The organism is Bradyrhizobium sp. CCGUVB14, assembly GCF_024199935.1.
Classification (GTDB): domain Bacteria; phylum Pseudomonadota; class Alphaproteobacteria; order Rhizobiales; family Xanthobacteraceae; genus Bradyrhizobium.
Map to the genome: position 1 here is coordinate 8669519 of NZ_JANADS010000001.1, position 16856 is coordinate 8686374.

General features: G+C 59.9%; 18 protein-coding genes. 13 read left to right on the forward strand and 5 right to left on the reverse strand.

Annotated elements, in window-relative coordinates:
• Window positions 1-25: 25 nt before the first annotated feature.
• A complete protein-coding gene (locus NLM32_RS40460; RefSeq protein ID WP_254134236.1) occupies window positions 26-916 on the reverse strand; it encodes a WYL domain-containing protein in 891 nt (296 codons plus the stop codon).
• Between the two features lie 105 nt (window positions 917-1021).
• Between NLM32_RS40460 and NLM32_RS40465 the strand changes: the two genes are divergently transcribed.
• The 6 genes from NLM32_RS40465 (at window position 1022) to NLM32_RS40490 (ending at window position 9012) form a co-directional block, all read left to right on the forward strand.
• Window positions 1022-1264 (forward strand): DUF2188 domain-containing protein, encoded by a 243-nt coding sequence (locus NLM32_RS40465; protein ID WP_254134237.1) that lies wholly within the window; start codon window positions 1022-1024, stop codon window positions 1262-1264.
• 9 nt (window positions 1265-1273) lie between these two features.
• The gene (locus NLM32_RS40470) at window positions 1274-2728 is read left to right on the forward strand and encodes a toll/interleukin-1 receptor domain-containing protein (RefSeq protein ID WP_254134238.1); all 1455 of its coding nucleotides are present in this window, start codon (window positions 1274-1276) and stop codon (window positions 2726-2728) included.
• The gene (locus NLM32_RS40475; protein WP_254134239.1) at window positions 2712-4244 is read left to right on the forward strand and encodes a hypothetical protein; all 1533 of its coding nucleotides are present in this window, start codon (window positions 2712-2714) and stop codon (window positions 4242-4244) included. The genes NLM32_RS40470 and NLM32_RS40475 overlap by 17 nt, the downstream gene beginning before the upstream one ends.
• A gap of 13 nt (window positions 4245-4257) precedes the next feature.
• Window positions 4258-4707 carry a hypothetical protein gene (locus tag NLM32_RS40480; RefSeq protein WP_254134240.1) on the forward strand — a complete coding sequence of 150 codons (450 nt, stop codon included), beginning with the start codon at window positions 4258-4260 and terminating at the stop codon, window positions 4705-4707.
• 91 nt (window positions 4708-4798) lie between these two features.
• Window positions 4799-6400, forward strand: a complete 1602-nt coding sequence (locus tag NLM32_RS40485) for a hypothetical protein (RefSeq protein WP_254134241.1) — start codon at window positions 4799-4801, stop codon at window positions 6398-6400.
• Window positions 6397-9012 (forward strand): phospholipase D family protein, encoded by a 2616-nt coding sequence (locus NLM32_RS40490; protein ID WP_254134242.1) that lies wholly within the window; start codon window positions 6397-6399, stop codon window positions 9010-9012. The genes NLM32_RS40485 and NLM32_RS40490 overlap by 4 nt, the downstream gene beginning before the upstream one ends.
• Window positions 9013-9018: 6 nt before the next feature.
• On the opposite strand, the gene NLM32_RS40495 is transcribed toward NLM32_RS40490, so the two are convergent.
• The gene (locus tag NLM32_RS40495) at window positions 9019-9915 is read right to left on the reverse strand and encodes a DUF2971 domain-containing protein (RefSeq protein WP_254134243.1); all 897 of its coding nucleotides are present in this window, start codon (window positions 9913-9915) and stop codon (window positions 9019-9021) included.
• 12 nt (window positions 9916-9927) lie between these two features.
• The gene (locus NLM32_RS40500; RefSeq protein ID WP_254134244.1) at window positions 9928-10431 is read right to left on the reverse strand and encodes a thermonuclease family protein; all 504 of its coding nucleotides are present in this window, start codon (window positions 10429-10431) and stop codon (window positions 9928-9930) included.
• A gap of 399 nt (window positions 10432-10830) precedes the next feature.
• On the opposite strand from NLM32_RS40500, the gene NLM32_RS40505 reads away from it, so the two are divergent.
• From NLM32_RS40505 to NLM32_RS40525, 5 genes are all read left to right on the forward strand, one after another.
• Complete coding sequence (locus tag NLM32_RS40505) at window positions 10831-11190, forward strand: DUF2958 domain-containing protein (protein ID WP_254134245.1); 360 nt, start codon at window positions 10831-10833, stop codon at window positions 11188-11190.
• A gap of 8 nt (window positions 11191-11198) precedes the next feature.
• Window positions 11199-11423, forward strand: a complete 225-nt coding sequence (locus NLM32_RS40510) for a hypothetical protein (protein ID WP_254134246.1) — start codon at window positions 11199-11201, stop codon at window positions 11421-11423.
• Complete coding sequence (locus NLM32_RS40515) at window positions 11420-12079, forward strand: hypothetical protein (protein ID WP_254134247.1); 660 nt, start codon at window positions 11420-11422, stop codon at window positions 12077-12079. The genes NLM32_RS40510 and NLM32_RS40515 overlap by 4 nt, the downstream gene beginning before the upstream one ends.
• 249 nt (window positions 12080-12328) lie before the next feature.
• Window positions 12329-12706, forward strand: a complete 378-nt coding sequence (locus NLM32_RS40520; protein WP_254134248.1) for a hypothetical protein — start codon at window positions 12329-12331, stop codon at window positions 12704-12706.
• Window positions 12703-13122 (forward strand): hypothetical protein, encoded by a 420-nt coding sequence (locus tag NLM32_RS40525; RefSeq protein ID WP_254134249.1) that lies wholly within the window; start codon window positions 12703-12705, stop codon window positions 13120-13122. Before NLM32_RS40520 ends, NLM32_RS40525 begins: the two co-directional genes overlap by 4 nt.
• Window positions 13123-13406: 284 nt before the next feature.
• On the opposite strand, the gene NLM32_RS40530 is transcribed toward NLM32_RS40525, so the two are convergent.
• On the reverse strand, window positions 13407-14153 hold the full coding sequence (locus tag NLM32_RS40530; protein ID WP_254134250.1) for a hypothetical protein: 747 nt from the start codon (window positions 14151-14153) through the stop codon (window positions 13407-13409).
• A 196-nt stretch (window positions 14154-14349) separates the two neighbouring features.
• On the opposite strand from NLM32_RS40530, the gene NLM32_RS40535 reads away from it, so the two are divergent.
• Both NLM32_RS40535 and NLM32_RS40540 read left to right on the forward strand, forming a co-directional pair.
• Window positions 14350-14832 (forward strand): hypothetical protein, encoded by a 483-nt coding sequence (locus NLM32_RS40535; protein ID WP_254134251.1) that lies wholly within the window; start codon window positions 14350-14352, stop codon window positions 14830-14832.
• A gap of 168 nt (window positions 14833-15000) precedes the next feature.
• Window positions 15001-15339 (forward strand): hypothetical protein, encoded by a 339-nt coding sequence (locus NLM32_RS40540; RefSeq protein ID WP_254134252.1) that lies wholly within the window; start codon window positions 15001-15003, stop codon window positions 15337-15339.
• Between the two features lie 198 nt (window positions 15340-15537).
• Here the strand turns inward: NLM32_RS40540 and NLM32_RS40545 are convergent, their stop codons facing one another.
• On the reverse strand, window positions 15538-16845 hold the full coding sequence (locus NLM32_RS40545; RefSeq protein WP_254134253.1) for a tyrosine-type recombinase/integrase: 1308 nt from the start codon (window positions 16843-16845) through the stop codon (window positions 15538-15540).
• Between the last annotated feature and the right edge of the window lie 11 nt (window positions 16846-16856).

Genomic DNA, 16856 nt, shown 5'->3' on the forward strand with positions numbered 1-16856 from the left:
GTTCAATTAGCCTTATCGGGGCGGATCAAGCTGCTAGTGGGGTTTGTTCTTCTGACCGTTTTAATGCAGCCCGGACCTCTGCTTTATTCCCGAGCACAATATGTTGTTCTTTCGGAGGGCGCCGCTCAGCATCCCCGTCGAGATTAAGCCGCTTCAGGAAGTAATAGAGAAGCGCTAGGCGCACTTTGACGCTCACCGATTCGGCCTCCATGCCGAAATCAAGGGCGATGACGCGGCGCTGGCTCGGGCTCATCTGAGGATGCGGTACGAGCTTTACGTCGATAAATTCCTGCCAGACCGTGTCCGCGTTTTCCGAGGCACCGGGGGCGCCCGTATCCTTCAGCTCGAGGAACCGGGGGAGTAGGAAGTCCTTGAATATCCGATCCTGATGGCAAAATGCCCGAACATGCCAGCGTAACCCGTCTGAAGCGAACGCATGGGGCGTAATCCACCGCCACGTGGCGTCAGCGCGCGTAAGCGATTGATAGTGAACGTGCATCGAATGCTTGTTGCGTATAGCTGCGAGGAGTTCACGCAGGATCGCTGGTTCAATCCGCCGATGCGGGTAGGGCAGCGTGTCAAACGTTGGAGCGGCGGCAAGCCAAGTCTCTCCAAGCGTCACCACCTTCTCGCTCGTTGCCGAAAGATGGCTAAGGTAATGATCGGCATCAGGCTTTCGGAAGATAGGTTTGAAGCGCTTACTGGCTAAGTACCGCTTCCCGCTGGTGTCGTAGACGATGTTGTGCGGGGCACGTTCTTGATAGCGGGCAAGGTCGTTTGAAGCCTGGGGTACAGATACGCCAAAATAATTGGTGATGTCCGAACGGTTCACCCCGCCCTCCCAGAACAGCCTGAATTCAATGAATTCGAGCCGCTGTTCGATACCCCACCGCTTATTCTGTTCTCCGGCCTTCATTCACAACCTCGGGATGCGTATAGAAACTATGTTGACTCCGGTTCGGAGTGCGTATAGTTTCTTAACCCATCGGCAACCCCCAATCAACAGCCAAGGAGGGCTGAGATGTCAAAAAATGACCGATTCGTTGTGAAGCACGGCTCCGATTGGGCCGTGAAGAAGGGTGGCGTGTCCACCCCGGAAAGTGTCCATCACAAGCAGAGCGATGCCGAGCGTGTCGCCAAGCAAACCGTCCACCGCGCCGGCGGCGGCGAGGTTCGCATCCAGGGCCGTGACGGAAAATTCCGTGACTCGGATACGGTGAAGCCCGGCCACGACCCGTTCCCGCCCCGCGACAAGAAGCACTAGGAGGCGGCTATGCGGGGCGATGGTGAAATGGTGGTGGAAAAAATAAAGGACTCGGTGCCGGCGCCAATAGCGCGCCGGCTCATCTTCATCAGCCATGCCACCCCGCAAGACAACACCTTTGCGACTTGGCTCGCGACGCAGCTTGCGATCGCGGGCTATGAAGTCTGGTGCGACACCACGAAGCTGCTCGGCGGCGAGGGCTGGTGGGATGACATTGCCGAGGCGATCGACAAGCACGCAGTACGGGTTCTCTTCGTGTCAACACTGGAGGCGAACCGGAAGAGCGGCACCTTGCGTGAGCTGCGCCTCGCGCTTGAGGCGCAAGCGAAGCACAAGATCAAGGATTTTGTCGTTCCCCTCAAAATCGATGCCTTTCCGTTTGCCGCAATGCAGAAGCCCTTGCCTGACCTCAACGCGGTGCGGTTCGACGAGAACTGGGCCCTTGGCTTGAGCCAGTTACTTAAACTTCTAGAACGCGAAGGCATCCCCCGCTCGCCTTCGGCTGGGCCAGCTTGCGTGACCGAGTGGTACGGGCGGTCCCTAGACCGACGGCGCAAGCCCATTGTGACGAATGAACGCTGTCATTCGAACTGGTTTCAGATCGCTCTCCCGAAGGATCTTCACTTCTTTACCTTCGGCCTGCCCTCAGACACGTTGGCAAAGCGGGCGAACGGCTTGAAATATGCCTACCGCATCGTCGGTTCTACCTTCCTGACTTTCGCCGGTCCCGCCGAGATGCAGGATCACTTCGGCCCCGCGATCGCCGTACCGACGCCCGTGATTGTCGACACCGAGGACTTCATCGAAGACGGAAGTGAAGACTTCGACATCGCTGCATTCGATGCCGCCAACATGGTCACCGATCTCGTCCGCCAGACCTGGGAGCGCTCGCTCGATACGCGCAAGCTCGGCACACACGTCCTCGGCAGCGGCCTTGCCGCCCGCTACTTCACCGCCGGCCAGCTCACCAAGAACCGGGCTTACTTCACGGCATTTGGCGGACGCCGAACCTACCGTCAACTCGTCGGTAACAAAAGCAAGCGCGCCAAGGACGGAACGAAGGTGCCCGACGGCAACTGGCATTATGCCTTGTCGTGTTCACCCCAACTTCTGCCGTTTCCGCGCCTCGTATTGCGCCACCACGTGATCTTCACCGACGACGGGACGACACCGTGGGCCAAGCCCGAGCGGATGCATAAGGCACGCCGGAGCGTCTGCAAACAGTGGTGGAACGGCGAATGGCGCGATCGCCTGTTCGCCTTCATGGCCGAGCTCGGCCACAGCAAGAAGAAGCTCGCGCTCGACGTTGGCGGAGCCCAAGCGCTCACCGTGACAATGCTCCCGATGAACTTCACGAGTCCGATGAGCTACCTCGAAAACGCCGACGACGGCCTCGATGAAACGACCGAGATTGAACTGGTCGAGGATGAAGACCCGGAGGATGAAGATGACGAAACCCCGTAAGCGCCTCCCGGAGCGCAAGCTCATCCCGTTCCCCGAGCCGCGCCTGCGGTTCGGCTTCGACCAGCTCATCGAAGACCCCAAGGACGGGTTATTGCTGTTTGGTCCTCCCGAAAAGCCGCTCGGCACAGACTACGGTGTAATCGGCACGGCCGAAGGCATCCGTCAGTTCGAGGCGTGGGCCGCGCGCTTGCAGCAAGCCGTCCCTGCCGATCCCAAGGTCACGAGCTCGATCACCTTCCCGGGCTTTGAGACGATCTTTCGTACGCTCTGGAATCCGTCGCCGCGCGTCAAACTCACGGTAGATAGCGACGAGCTTGAGAACAAGGTGAACCTCACGGACCCGCACCAAAGGGTCTTCGACACCGTCGACCTCTTTGCAAAGCCGATTGCCCGCTGGGTCAAGGAGGAAGACGATAAGGTTGCCATGTGGTTCGTCGTGGTGCCCGAAGAGGTTTGGAAGCTTTGCCGGCCACGCTCGACGGTCACAAAAGATAAGGCCGTCCAGCCCGACGTTCGGCTCACCCACGCCAAGGCGTTCGAGCTGCAACAATCGCCGGACCTCTTCGACGACATGAACGAGGCGGCGAAGAAGCACCTGTTTGAAAATCATTTCCACAATCAACTCAAAGCTAAGCTTCTCGACTGCGAAGCGGTCACACAAATCGTGCGCCAGACGACCATTGCACCACTGGAATACTTGACAGCCAAGGGCGAGCGTTCGCGCAAGATGCAAGACGATGCCACGATCGCCTGGAACCTAGCGACCGGCATCTTTTACAAGGCCGGCGCGAAGCCGTGGACGCTCGCCGATATCCGCGATGGCGTTTGCTATATTGGCTTGGTGTTCAAGCGCACCAACAATCCGAATGACGCCCGCGAAGCATGCTGCGGCGCCCAGATGTTTCTCAAAACGGGCGAAGGGATCGTGTTCAAAGGTGCGGTGGGCTCGTGGGCTTCGGACAAGGAAGGCGAATACCACCTCTCGGAAGAGAAGGCCCGGGAGATTGTCGAGCGCTGCATCGCCGCTTACAAGGTCCATCACAACAACAAGGCGCCACGGGAGCTGTTCATCCACGGCCGCACGCGTTTCGACAAGAATGAGATCAGGGGATTCCGCAGCGGTGCGCCTGACGGTACAACTGTATCAGGCATTCAGATTTTGCGGCCGAACGACCTCAAGCTCTTTCGTGAAGGCAAGAAACCGATGCTGCGCGGCTCCGCGCTCAAGCTGGACAACCGGAATGCCTTCCTCTGGAGCTCAGGCTACGTGCCCCACCTGTTGACTTATCCCGGCCGGGAGGTGCCAACGCCGATCAAGATTCGTATCGTCTTCGGCGCCTCTGACATTGAGCAAGTGGTCGCCGATATTCTGGCGTTGACCAAGGTCAATTTCAATGCCTGCATCTTCGGGGATGGATTGCCGGTAACGCTCCGCTTTGCCGACGACATCGGCGAGATCCTGACGGCGATCCCGGAGGTCACGTCAAAACCCCTCATGTTCAGACATTATATCTAATTCGGCAGCAAGCATGGATAACAACAATTTTCAAAGGGTCGGCTCGGTTAGCAATGCACACGCCGGCAACGACTTCGAAGCCGCGGCGCTCGCGTTTTTCGGGACGCAGGGCGTCGCCCTGACGAAAAACTTTGCTGTTCCTGTCGGCGTTGGCGAGACCAAGAAGCTTCATCGCTTCGATCTGGGAAGCGAAAGCCCGCCTGTGCTCGTCGAATGCAAATCCCACACATGGACGCAAGGCGGCAATATGCCGAGCGCGAAAATGACGGTGTGGAACGAAGCGATGTACTATTTCCACGTTGCGCCCGCGTCCTATCGCAAGATTTTCTTCGTGCTGAAGCATTACCGCAGGGAGCAGAGCCTCGCGGCCTATTACCTTAAAACGCACGGCCATCTTGTGCCGGCCGAGGTCGAAATCTGGGAATATGATCCGGAGTCCGGCACCGGCGAGCGGCTGCGCTAATCGCCAAGCCTGCTGTTGCGTTTTCCTACTATTTTTAAGGCCTTGCGGCGGAGCCGCCGCACGCTAGGCTGGCGATGGGGGCGATATACAAATGAACATGCCGGTACCCGACTGGGTGTCCTTCGATGCCGTCAAGACCGGCGGCCTTGACTTGCTCGGCCTTCGCGCGCCCGTCCAGTCGCTCGGCAACGATCTCTTCGATGGCGTCACCACGATCACGCCGAAGCTTCGTTACATGTCCGTGATTTCGTGGATCGTCTGGCGTTATGCAGAAGCGCGGCTACCGGAGGATCGGGCAGCCTTCTTCAAATTTGCTGCCGCACAGGAGGCGGCATTCGTCATGGCGAACCGGACGCTGGGCCTCGCCGTCAACAATCTCGTCGGCGTCGACGGTGCGAACGAGGCGCTCGCTACCGGAAAGAAGACGCTGCCTCTGAAGAAGCTTGCGCAAAACATCGCCTTGAATGCCTATATCGCTTCTAGCCGCCAGTTAAACCTCACAAAGCAAGCCGAGCACGGTCTCAACCAGCTCAGCGAGCAGCGCGGCCTGTTGCTGGCGAAGGAATTCGACAAGGTGCTGGACGGCACCGCATATGGCGCTCGCCTTTCGAAAAAGCCGGACACGGACAAGATAACGCGCGAGGAGCTTCAGGAACTGGCCGAGCCCATGTCGATCCTGTCGATACCGCGCGGCGAGCGTGACATCCTGATCGACGTCATCATGCCTGAAAAGCCATTGAGCCTGGCTGAATGGCGGCGACTTCGGCACTACGCATTGATGCTGTGGCTCACGCAAACCGAAGATCGCTCGATCGAAGAGGCGGACATCTTCGAAGCAGCGCAACGGCCGCCCGCGGGGCTCCCTGTCACTCTTGCCGCGAGCCTGGACGGATTTCTTGCCTTCGTCGTTAGAGACTGCCTTGCCGTTTGCCATGAATACGTCTTCGCGGCGGTCATGAGGGAAGTTGACAGCGTTTTTCAGGAGCGGGCCTCCGCCGCCCTATCGAGCGAGGTAATCGCATCCCTCGTCGCTGACGCTGCCGACAAGGACGAGGCCCTGCGTACGTTTGGCCTTTTGAAGCCGGGCGAGACGACCGGTGAACTATCCTTTCGTACCGTGCATGAGCGCGTCCGAAAGCGCTGCGGAAAAGCTCGCATCGAAGCGAACGGCATTGCCCGCTGGACCGGAGGCCTGTCCGACACCGAGCTTTATGAGCACGCCGCATCCTCGGGAGATGCGGCGGTAGCCTTGCTGCCGGTTGCATGGTGCCTTGCGTGCGAGCGGACCTGCTTCGAAGATGCGTCCGCCCCGGCGCAACGGAATCCACTCGGACGCATCGGCCAGCACCTGATCGGCATCGACGCCGTCATAAGGCCGAAAGTCGTGGAGTTTCTCGATGAAGACCGAAGCTACCGGGACGTCATGGCCGAGCTGGTCCTGCGAACCGTGCAGCAGCACCTCCGCGTGGCATGGAACCGCTTCTCGGTACCGCAGGGAAAGGATGTGTCGGTCCTCATCGCCGACACCGATAGCTGGGCGCGCAACAACGCCTTCCGGCCGGGCCGGACAGGATCACGCCTTCCGATGGCGATCGATTGGCTCGATCAACTAAAGCTCACTTCGAAAGACGGCCTGACCAAATCCGGCAAGCGCGTTCTTGACCGTTCTCTCAAAGCGCTGGAGAAGGCATGATCAGCGCTCGCGATTTCTGCAAGGAAACCGGATACCCCGTCACGATATTCCTGACCTACGCTTTCGATCCCCTATTCTTCGAGCGCATTCCGCTTGAGGATCTTGGCATCGGAGGTACGCGGCGCATTGTGATACTCGGCGACGCCGCCGAAATCGGTGGCGCCATGGAGCGTTGCGCTGGGCAGATTTTCCATCTCGGGCGTCGATACACGCTCGCCGAGGCAAAGCCCTCGAACCTCTTCCATCCGAAACTGATCGCTCGTCTCTCGCCTGAGCGCGGCAAGGTGTGGATCGGCTCCGGCAATCTCACCTACACAGGTTGGGGCGGTAATCACGAGCTTGCCGTCGGCTGGCCCATTGGACCGGGCTCGGATGACAACGGAGCGTGGCTGTCCGATGTGTTGCGCTCGGTCGCGACGGTGACGCGATCGGAGTCCTTTCATACCCAGATGGAGATCATCCGCGCCGCTGTACCGTGGTTGAGTAGAGCCGCAACTGGTCCCGCCCCAAGCCCTGTTCTTCTCGGCATGCCGGGTCGGCCGCTCGCTCCCCAACTCGCGCAGCGTTGGCAAGGCCGCCGCTTCAAGACGCTGAAAATGTACACCGGCTCAACCGATGTGGATGGCGCCTTCCTTCGCTGGGCCCACGACACGTTCGGTTTAAAGAAAGCGACAATCTGTCTCACGCCATCCTTTGCGTCGTTCGATGCGAAACAATTGGCAAAGCTTCCCTTGGAGGTTCGCTTCGTTGAGCGTGATCCCAAGCGCCGGGTGCATGCGAAGTTCTGCTGGTTTTCCGGGCCAGATGGTGATGCCGCAGTTATGGGCTCCGCCAACTGCTCGGCGGCGGCATGGCTGGCTAATCACGCCAACGGGAACGTCGAACTGATTACCATATATGACGCCGCCGAACGAAATGCCTTTGCGCCAATCCTCGCCGACTTCGATGGCGAAGAGCGCTTGCCCAAGGATTTTCTCAGCGCCCCGGCCAAGCCCGAGGAGCTTCCCGCGGATGCGCAAGGCGGTGTCGTCTATCGCCTGACAAGCCTTCGGCTGCGGCCTTCGGGCCGCACCCTTGAAGCGAGAGTTGAGCCGGTGCCCGACGCGGAGCCTGCGACGCTCGTCTTCGAGGTGAAGCAGAAAACGTATCGCATCGCGATGACGCGGTCGGGCAATCGCTACTCCGGACGGCTTGCTGAAGACATGTCGCTCGGTGCGGAGACGGTCTTTGCCGCGCTGGAGATCCCATCGGGCTCGGCGTTTGTCACGACCCCGCCTCGTTGGATCGACAACGAGCGTGCCATCGAGAATGCGGCGCGAAACCGCGATGTCGATCCCAACCAAAAGGTATTCTCCGGGCGCGGCTTCGCCGGCGCCAGCGAGCAACAGATCATCGAGGCCATTCACTCCATTTCCACGAGCCTTTTCAATTTCGAGACCCCCGACCTTACGGACCTGACCAACGAACGGAAGGGACCGGATAAAAACGATGCTGGCGCGGACGCCGAGGACGGACCGGCCGGCCCCGTCGATCCCTCGAAGCTGATCTATGACCTGAACGATGAGACCTCAAAGAGCGGAACGCATTCACCCGACCAGGACGCGATGCATGGCGTCTCGCTCCGGGGCGTCATGCGGCTTCTCTTCGCCTCGGATGATGAGCACGAAGTCGATCTTTCGCAGGAGCGATGGACCGCGGATGAACCGGAGGCAAACGACGCGAGCGGAGGTATGGTCGACAGCTCAAACACCGAGCCGCCGCCACCGGTCCCTCCGGTGCAGAGAAGCGATGCCGAAGCGCTCGCAACTCTGCTCGATCAAATCGAGCAGTTTCTGTTTGGCCTTGCAAAGCCAAAGTTCGCCGAAGGTTGCCCCGCAGAGACATTCTCGCAAGCCGTCGTCTTCCCGATCCTGGTTGCCATCAAGCTCAACGAGAAAGGTTGGCTTCCCGACTACGCCCTCGCATCGGTCGCTTGCCGCGTGGTCACGACGATGTTCTCGAAAACCTACGGTCGCGACAAGCCGCGCGGACTCTTTCGTCAGGTTCAGGCACGCCATGCGAGCCCGGAAAAGAGAGCGGAATTTCTCAAGGCGGTCGGTGACGGCGCCCTGTATACGGTGCTGCTCGCCGCACTTGCCAAACCCGTCGCCCGGTCTCTCGGCGCGACGATCCAGCAGGCCACTGCGATCACAGAAGTGATGAACTGTGCAGACCTCGTCGCGACATCGCATCCCGATCAGCGCTCGGCGCTGGCAAAAAACGTTATTCTGCAAAACGCCGGATTTGCAATCGGCACGCGCGCTCCGGCGCTGGCGTCGGCCATGGCAACGCTCACCGCATTGATGCAAGCTTGGGACCGCGCCCATCCCGGCCGTGCCACGCGGAGCACCATGCAACGAGCCGGTTCGATCCTGTGGATGTCGCCCGGCTGGGAGGTGACACCACGATCACCGGCCGAGACCTACTGCAGCGGCGTTAATATCGAAGGTGTTGCGTCGGGAAACCCGGATGTAGCTCTCGCCGTCGCTGCGCTCCACGAGGCTATGGAACTCACCCACGCCGCGGGGCCCGCCGCAGAACACGACGATAGTGCCGCAGACGCCGTCGCGTAGACATCGTCAACTCTGGTCGAAAATGATCCGCCCTTCATTGTCCTTCTTCGCCTGAAAGACTTTGATCTGCGCGTTGACCGCCTTTGCCTTAGCAACGATGTCCTGCTTATCTGCATCGGTCATGGCAGCGCCGAGGTTGAGCTCGGTGATTTCCTCTGGGTGATACGGCAATGTATTCCACGGCTCTTCGCCGGGCGCGATCGGAATAGCGAGGCGGTATTCGCCTTCATGCTGCCAAGGAAGGGTTTTGGCATAGATGATCTTGTTCATCATTGCCATCGACCGGGCATCCCTGTCACCAAAGAGGCCGCCCGCAACGAATTCCAGCGTGTCGTCGTAAAGCGGAGGCCGCTTCGCCTGATAGACTACCGGTACGAACTTTTGAAACTTGGAATCTTTCTCGATGTTGGGTTCGATACGCAGGGCGATGCCGGTGTGGTTCCTGGCATAGCCTGACCACATCTTCTCTGAATCCCTATGGGTGGTGACGCATAGGACGCGCCATCCCTGCATGAACTCATTGACGTCAGCGATCGTGGCTTCGGCGACAGCTTGCATGTGGGCCGGATCGTAGGCCCCGTCGAGCCCACCATTTTTGATCTCTGCCCTCATCCACTCGGCAAGTTTGGGGTCTGCACGTAGCAGGGCCTGGATCTGCGCGAGCTTCTCTCGCATCGGCGAGGCGCATGTCGGCGGATCGTTCAAGTGTTTCAGAATGACATCGAGTATGCCGTCGCTGGCACGCTTGAGCGCCGTTTGCAGCTCTTCCGGGAAGATCGACTGGATCGTCAAATCCTCGGTATCGTTGAAGTCCGATGGCTTCGCATGCCTGAACGTGCGATTGCCGAGGGTCAACTTCGCGCCTTCGACATCGAGATACTTGTAGAGCGGCGGCAACGCCATCGGCTTACCTCGTCAGGGGGAGGAGCAATCCGAGGGCAATCTCCCACTTTTCATGCACGACCGAAAGTAGCGCGGCTCAATAAAGTCGCCCGCCCAAACCCCGGTCCGGGCCTTCGAGGCCTCGTCCTGCGCCGCGCGATACCGTCCCTTCGAATAATAGGCATAATCGATCGCGAGCCCTCGTCGCACGAGCCATTCGCCGATATCTAGGCCCGAAACGGCGCAGACGGCTACCGTCCTTCCATACTGGTCTGGCCCGCGAGGGTCACACGCAACAAGCTTTCCGTCGATCAAATCCGCAAGCGCATTCGCCGCCCTCTGGCCGCAGCGATAATCCTTTCCCTGACCGTCGCGGCACAGTTGCGCAGCCTCCGGAGCATCGATGCCGAACAAGCGTATGCGCGTGCCATGCACCTCTATCGTATCGCCATCGATAACGGATGCACGGCCCGCCAGATCACCTCCGCATGCGGGAACGGCGAGTGCAACTAGTGACGCGAGGATCAGGAAGGCCATTCGACTCATCGATCGATTAGCCGCCAATTAGGGGATTGAAGCAAGCGCGTTCGGGGGCATCCGGCTTCGCCGGAAACGGGCTCTACTCGCTTCGCTCACCGAGCCCCCGCTACGCAGGGTCTCGGCCCTTCGGGTAACGATCGCCGTGCCCCGCGCTATCGCGCGCATTTCTTTCGGGCGGGGACACCCCTCCCGCGAGGTGCAAGCACAAGACAAGTCCGCGCGGCATCCCCACGTCTCCCCATGCTTTTTGTTTTTGTTTTTTGAATGGGGCCCCTCGTGCGGAGCCTCCGCGCGGATGCTTGCACCCCGCGACCCCGAAGAGGGCTGTCCATTGGTTTTCAAGCGCGGGCTTGCGCCCAGCGCCGAAAACCAACGACCAAGAAAGGAAGCCCTCATATGAAACTCTTACTCAATGAACAACGCGCTGAATTGCTGGCAAACGGCAAAGCCAACAACACGCTCCGGGAAAGCGGCCTCGCCGAACAGGACTTTAACCCCGTCGTCAAACTGTTCTGCCCATGGGGAGCCGCAACGTGGCTGCTCACAGAATTGGACCCGGAAGACGAAGACATCGCTTTCGGCCTCTGCGATCTCGGCATGGGTTTCCCCGAGCTGGGAAACGTCAGCCTCCGCGAAATCGAAAGCGTCACCGGTCCCGGCGGGCTGCGGATCGAGCGCGATATGCACTTCACTGCGAACAAGTCGCTTGAGGCCTACGCCAAGGAAGCGCGCCTCCATCAACGTATCGTCGCGTGAGGTAGCGCATGCCAAACTTCCTCAATCTCGTCTGCCCCCGTTGCGGGGCAGACGACCGCGTCGAGATCGCTTCGCAGCTCTGGCTGCGCGTCACCGATAGCGGCACCGAACCCGACCTGACAGGCACATACGACTACACGCCCGGCAGCCCGGCAATCTGCACCAATTGCAGTTACGTCGGAACCCTGCGGCAGTTTGAGGACGCTGGTAAACAATCGGGAGCCGCGTCATGAACAACGCACCGCTTTCCCCGGTCGATTTCGAGACACTTCTGGCCGAGACAGACCGCGTCAATGCAAACCGCGTCCTTGCACGCGAGACAGCCGCGCTCCCCGGCACGATGGACGAGGCGCTGCCGTTCTTCCGTGGCCTGATCGAGCGGCATCACACCGCGATGCTTCGCGCTGATACCGCGTCCGCCATGGCTATCCGCAGTGAGGCCGAGCAACTGGCCACGAAGCTGAACAACTTCGAGCCGGGATATCTTGCGGACAGTAACGCACCGGGTTGTGTGCTCGACCGGAAGACACGCGCGCGCAAGGGCAAGGTCCCGCTCTGGGGCCAAAGCGGCGCGTTCGAGATCGTGGTTCAGGGCATGCGGGCGTGGATCGATATGGACGGTGTTTTCGGCATCTCTGCAAGCTGTGTCGCCTGGCTCGACTTCAAGGTCCGTGCCATCGAATGGGACAAGCCTTTTATCAGCGAGACCGGCTACCGGAGCTTCCTCGGCCTCGGCGGCGAACTCGTGCCCGACCTCACACCCGATGCATTCGTTCGCGAGGTTATCGCACAGCACATCAAGGTCGCCCTCAAAGGAAAACTCCTCGCGATCAAGCCCGAGTATCGCGACCGCATACGGTCACGGCAAAAGAGTGCGGACTCCTCATGATGTTTCTCCCTCGGCTCGCTGCAAGGACTTCAGCCCGAAGCCTCACGCCTCGTTGCGTGAGCGCCTTGCGAGGATCGTGGAGCATGCCGGACGGCGACGCGCTGTCAATCGCCAGCCCGCGCCACGGGGCGGCGCAATCAAAAGCGCCGCCCCCCGTGTCGGCGATGACAGCACGTCTCACATCCGCCCGGCCGAATAGCTCCCCGATCCCGCAAGGGCCCTCAACAACAAGAACAGTGGAGTAAATTCATGCCAAAATACTTTGCACGTTTTGCCAACGACTACGCTTCAGCGGCGGCGGAACTTGAAGCACCATCGATCGAGAGCGCATACGCCTCCGCTCTTGAACTTTCCGTACATCAAACCGGGCTTCACTTCGAAACTGTCTACCGGCTCCACCCGGTCGACGAGATCGCCGTGATTGATCCCGGCATTGAAGAGCGCATTTGGGAGTCCGACACCGCCCGCGTGCGGCGTTTGGCACCTGAGCTGCGCGATGCCGCCGACGAGCTACTGGATGCTCTCCATAAAGAGCACCTCTCCAAGCTTCTGTTCAGCCGGCGTACCTACGCGTTGATTATCGCCCTTGCGCACCTCGTGGACCTCGCCGAAGGGAGGCAGTCATGATCGCCTTCCGCGACATCAAGGCCGAGGCCCGCGAGAACGCCATCCTCATGACGAACCCGGCCAGCGCCGGGGTCCGTCCACCCGCCATCGTGACGCGGGGCCAAAGCCGCGCCCTGCCGGAAGCGGAGCCCGAAGGCGTCAGCCATATCGACCCGTGGATGGAGGAAGCCTTCGAGGCGCTAACCACTTCCGTCCTCACGCGGGAGCCGTTCATGCTCTTGCCGTGCACGGTCAACGGCGAGCGGACCGCCGCCATCGTCCATGTCTCCCATGTCGAAGAGAGGGCCCACCGCACCCACGTCACGCCCCTGTTCGTGGCCATGACGCCGGGCATGGTCCTCATTGACCAGAAGGGCCGCCGTGCGGGCAGCGGCGGTAGCCCCGCCGATGACGGCGACGCCCCCGCGCCGAGCTAGTCCTCTTCTATCCCGCTAGCCGCTGGGGCAACCGCTCCGGCGGCTTTTTTTTGCGCAGCGCTTACCTCTCGGGCGGGGCGTTTCGGTGTCTGCGGCAGCATGCTCGCGTATGCCAATCCGGAGGACCGAGCCCGAATTCTCAGATGGGATGAACGGTCAAAAGGATCGTGTCAGCCAATCAGCGGCAGTCAGTCGGTGGCAGGGTAAAATGGCGTGGTGGCCTTGGGGATGGTGTGAAGGCGCACTTATGGGTTGGTGAAAAAAGCGAGCAAAATCAGGTGCTCCTAGGAGCTGCGGCGAGCCCGCGTCCCCGGCACCAGGCTGGCTAGTTTCTTTCCATTCCGGGAGCACCAAACGTGGAGCACGTTGTAAAAGGCGGGGTCCACCTTTCGGATGTCGGCTTGGGTCAGGCCCCTCGGAACATGGGCCCCGTAGACGCGCCCGAAGAACTTGTCCGGCGTCTCTGATCGGTTCTTCCGTGTCCTGTATTTCTCCGGCGGCACCGCAAACCGATACCCACTCGGCGGGGTCGCCGCGACGTAAGCGATGCGTTCATCGAGGTCTTTTCGAAGGTCCCGCAGGACGGCCAGAAGGCTCGTCTTGGTGGCCCGGTGATCGAAGGTCAGAGCATCCAAGCCGTCGCGCAATGCGGCCAGCTCCCCCCGCAGGCTGGATGGCTCGCGGTCCGAAGCGGCGAGCTTCTGCGCCACCAGGGCCACGGTCGCGACGTACAGATCGAGGTCTCGATCCCGGGCACATCCGAGCAGAACGGCCTTGGCCTCGCCGGGCAAGGGCAACTCCGTTTCGCGGCCCGGAGGTGGTGTCACGAGGTAAAAGATCACTTCGTGCATCGCCTGCATGACCCGTTCGAGATCCTGCGGGGTAAGCGGCGGCAAGCCCGCCAGACGGTCACGGGTGGCGACGAGTTCGTTGAAGAAGACGAAGGCGGCTTTGCTTTGATCGCTGTCAGCCGTCCAACCCGTCGCGCTGTCTGTTAGCTCAGAGGGCTTGCGCTTCGATCGTCCCACCATCGCCGTCTCGCACGGGTGTAAGCGAAAAATTCAGCCTCGCGTTTCTGTCTTACACGAATTCGCGATGCTCTGCGATGTGTGTTGACGCGATCACGCTTCGCTTTGTTTGAAAAAATTTCTTTCAAGAAAGCGGTTCGTTGCGGCCGAAGACCGCAATGAGGTGTGCTCGTCAGATCAACAAAACATGGAGCACATCATGCAAAACGTCATTCGTATCGCCAAACATCTCATACCCATCGAACAGATCGCGCTCTTCGAGCCGTTCGTTCCTCCCACAAACCCGCTGCGCTCGGAACGCGAATTCAAAGCCCGTGTCGTACTGCTCGACCGCAACAGCGTTCTCTCCGAAGAGACGCCCGAGCAACTAGCCGTCGACCATGGTTTCCGCTACCTCACGGCTGATCGATCTGCGGCCAATCCCGCCATCAGCTTCCGTGTCGAGACATTCGTACCGGCAGAGAATTTTACGCCCACCAAGAACTATACGAGCCGCCTTTCCTGGACCGATAACGAGGGCAACAGTCAGAGCAAGCTAATGCTCACGCCTCCCGAGGAATTGCTCGCCGCTGTAGTTCGTGGCGAAGAAGCGTCGCAGGAGTTCTCCCAAGCGAGCGCTCCGGCAAGTACACGTCGTCCGAAGGCGAAGCGCCGCACCAAAGCACCAGAGAAGAATCTCTAGGTTCGACACCTCGGACGCGCGCGAATGCGTCCGAGGATTTACGACGCAGCAAGCAACCCACTTACTTCCCGATCGAACAATCGCGCGACCCACGTTGAGGATGGCCGGCGAAAGGGAGGAGCGAGCACTGTTCAGGGCGGTGCGTCGCCTCAGCAAAGGAGCCGATTCATGACGAACATCGTTCGGACCCTTGAACACACCAATCTGGAAATCTTCACCTTTGAGAAGTGCAGCCTACGCGACAATCCGGGGATTGCCTGGGGCGCAAGAGAAGTCGCCGCCATTATGTACGGCGTCAGCACGGATGCTGCCGTGAACAGCACGAGGCGGCGCCGCGTTTTTCGCGCGTACAGGAAATATCGCGAGGCTTGCGCCGAAGCGACAGCACGCAAGCGCCCCGCCCCACCCAATCCTCTCGGCTGGATTGTTTTTTCCGACACCAACCGGATCGTGCTCAGCATCCCGACCTATCGCGCCCACATCGCCTCGCAGCTCCAACCGAACTAGTTCGGCACAGATGCCTAAAGACGAAAGACCAGTTCTAACCCCGATCGAGCGCACAGAACGCGCATTGCTGCTGCTCGCCTATTTCATGGAATTGGATGGCGATGTCTACCTTCCCATGTTTGAAAAATTCGAAGCAGAGCTTGCCGAGATGAAAGCAGCGGAGACGGCGCGCGATCGCGCGCGCCGTCTGCTGGAACGCTACAGCCGCGACGGTGGTTTGAAAGCGATAGATTCCAAGAACTCGAGCTTGAGCGATAATGGCGGACCGTCGCCGTATCTCGGCCCGCCTCGCTTATGACCCATCAAGCTGTCAATCAAGCTATCTGGCGCGCGAGCCGCGACCAAACGATCCTTGAAACTGTGGCGTAGCGAATAGACGGTGTGGTCTTTCGTCGGGCGCAAATTGTGTTCCAAAAGATACTTGTTCAGCGTAGCCGAGAGTGACGATGACTTATCTCGGTAACGAGGAAATCCGTCAGGCCGCAGCTTCATAGCTGCGAGAGCCGCCCCAACGAGTGGGATTTCTCGCTTCGATGACTTGGTTTTCAAAACCCGGCCCACAGGCTTGATCTCGACATATGGAATGGGCGCATCCAAATGGATGGCCTCCGGCAACAGGTTCACAAGCTCTGACGGCCGCATTCCGGTGTCTGCAAGAGTATACAGGATCAAGCGTGCATCTTCGTTGAGCCCCTCCAAGGCATTATCTGCAAGCAACCGGGATTGAATGAATCCGGTCTCGAATGGCCTGCGGATTTCCGAGTCAGGCGCTCTAAGTCGAAGCCCCTTGAATATTTCGGGGATCTTGAGCCGACGACGGACGCTGATTTCCTTGAGCATCCGGCTGAGCATGCCCATGGATTTGTTCGCGGTGCCTGCTTCGACCTCTTTGGCTTTCGCGCGCTCGCGGTACCATTCGACGTAATCGAGACCATCGTCGTCGGACAGTTCGGTGACGGGCTTGTCGCCGGTAATGTCAACCAACTCCTTGACCACCCGCGAGCGCCCGTTGCGCCAGACTTTCAGTTGGTTGGGAGAATACTTTTCAATCTCCTCCCTCATCAGCTCTTCGTACTCGGCGAACAGTTTAGAGAGCAAAATCGAAGGCTGCGGCTGCGTGCCGAGAAGCGCCGTCCTGGCGGTAGCGTCGTTCTCCAATCCGCGGGAAAGGAGGGCGTCCAAACGCTCCCAGCGCTTTTCGTTGGAGAACGCCATTAGGTCGGCAAATTGGACATACTCAAAGCCAAGCGACCGAGCCCGGCGTCGGGCTTCTTCATAGCCTGCCGTCACGGGATCGGCCCCTATCGCACATTGGGACCAAAAGGCCTCAAGCTCGTCGTTGAGCCGTTCTGCAACCCGGATAGCGCGCCGGCCTGTGCGATCTGAAGAGACACGGACCTTGGTCGAATGGCGAACGATCCCGCGTTTGTCGAAATCGGAGAACTCAGCGGGCACGCGACGGACGAAATGCCACGTTCCGTTCCTACGGGTGAGGAAGTCAGGCATGACTTACCTCC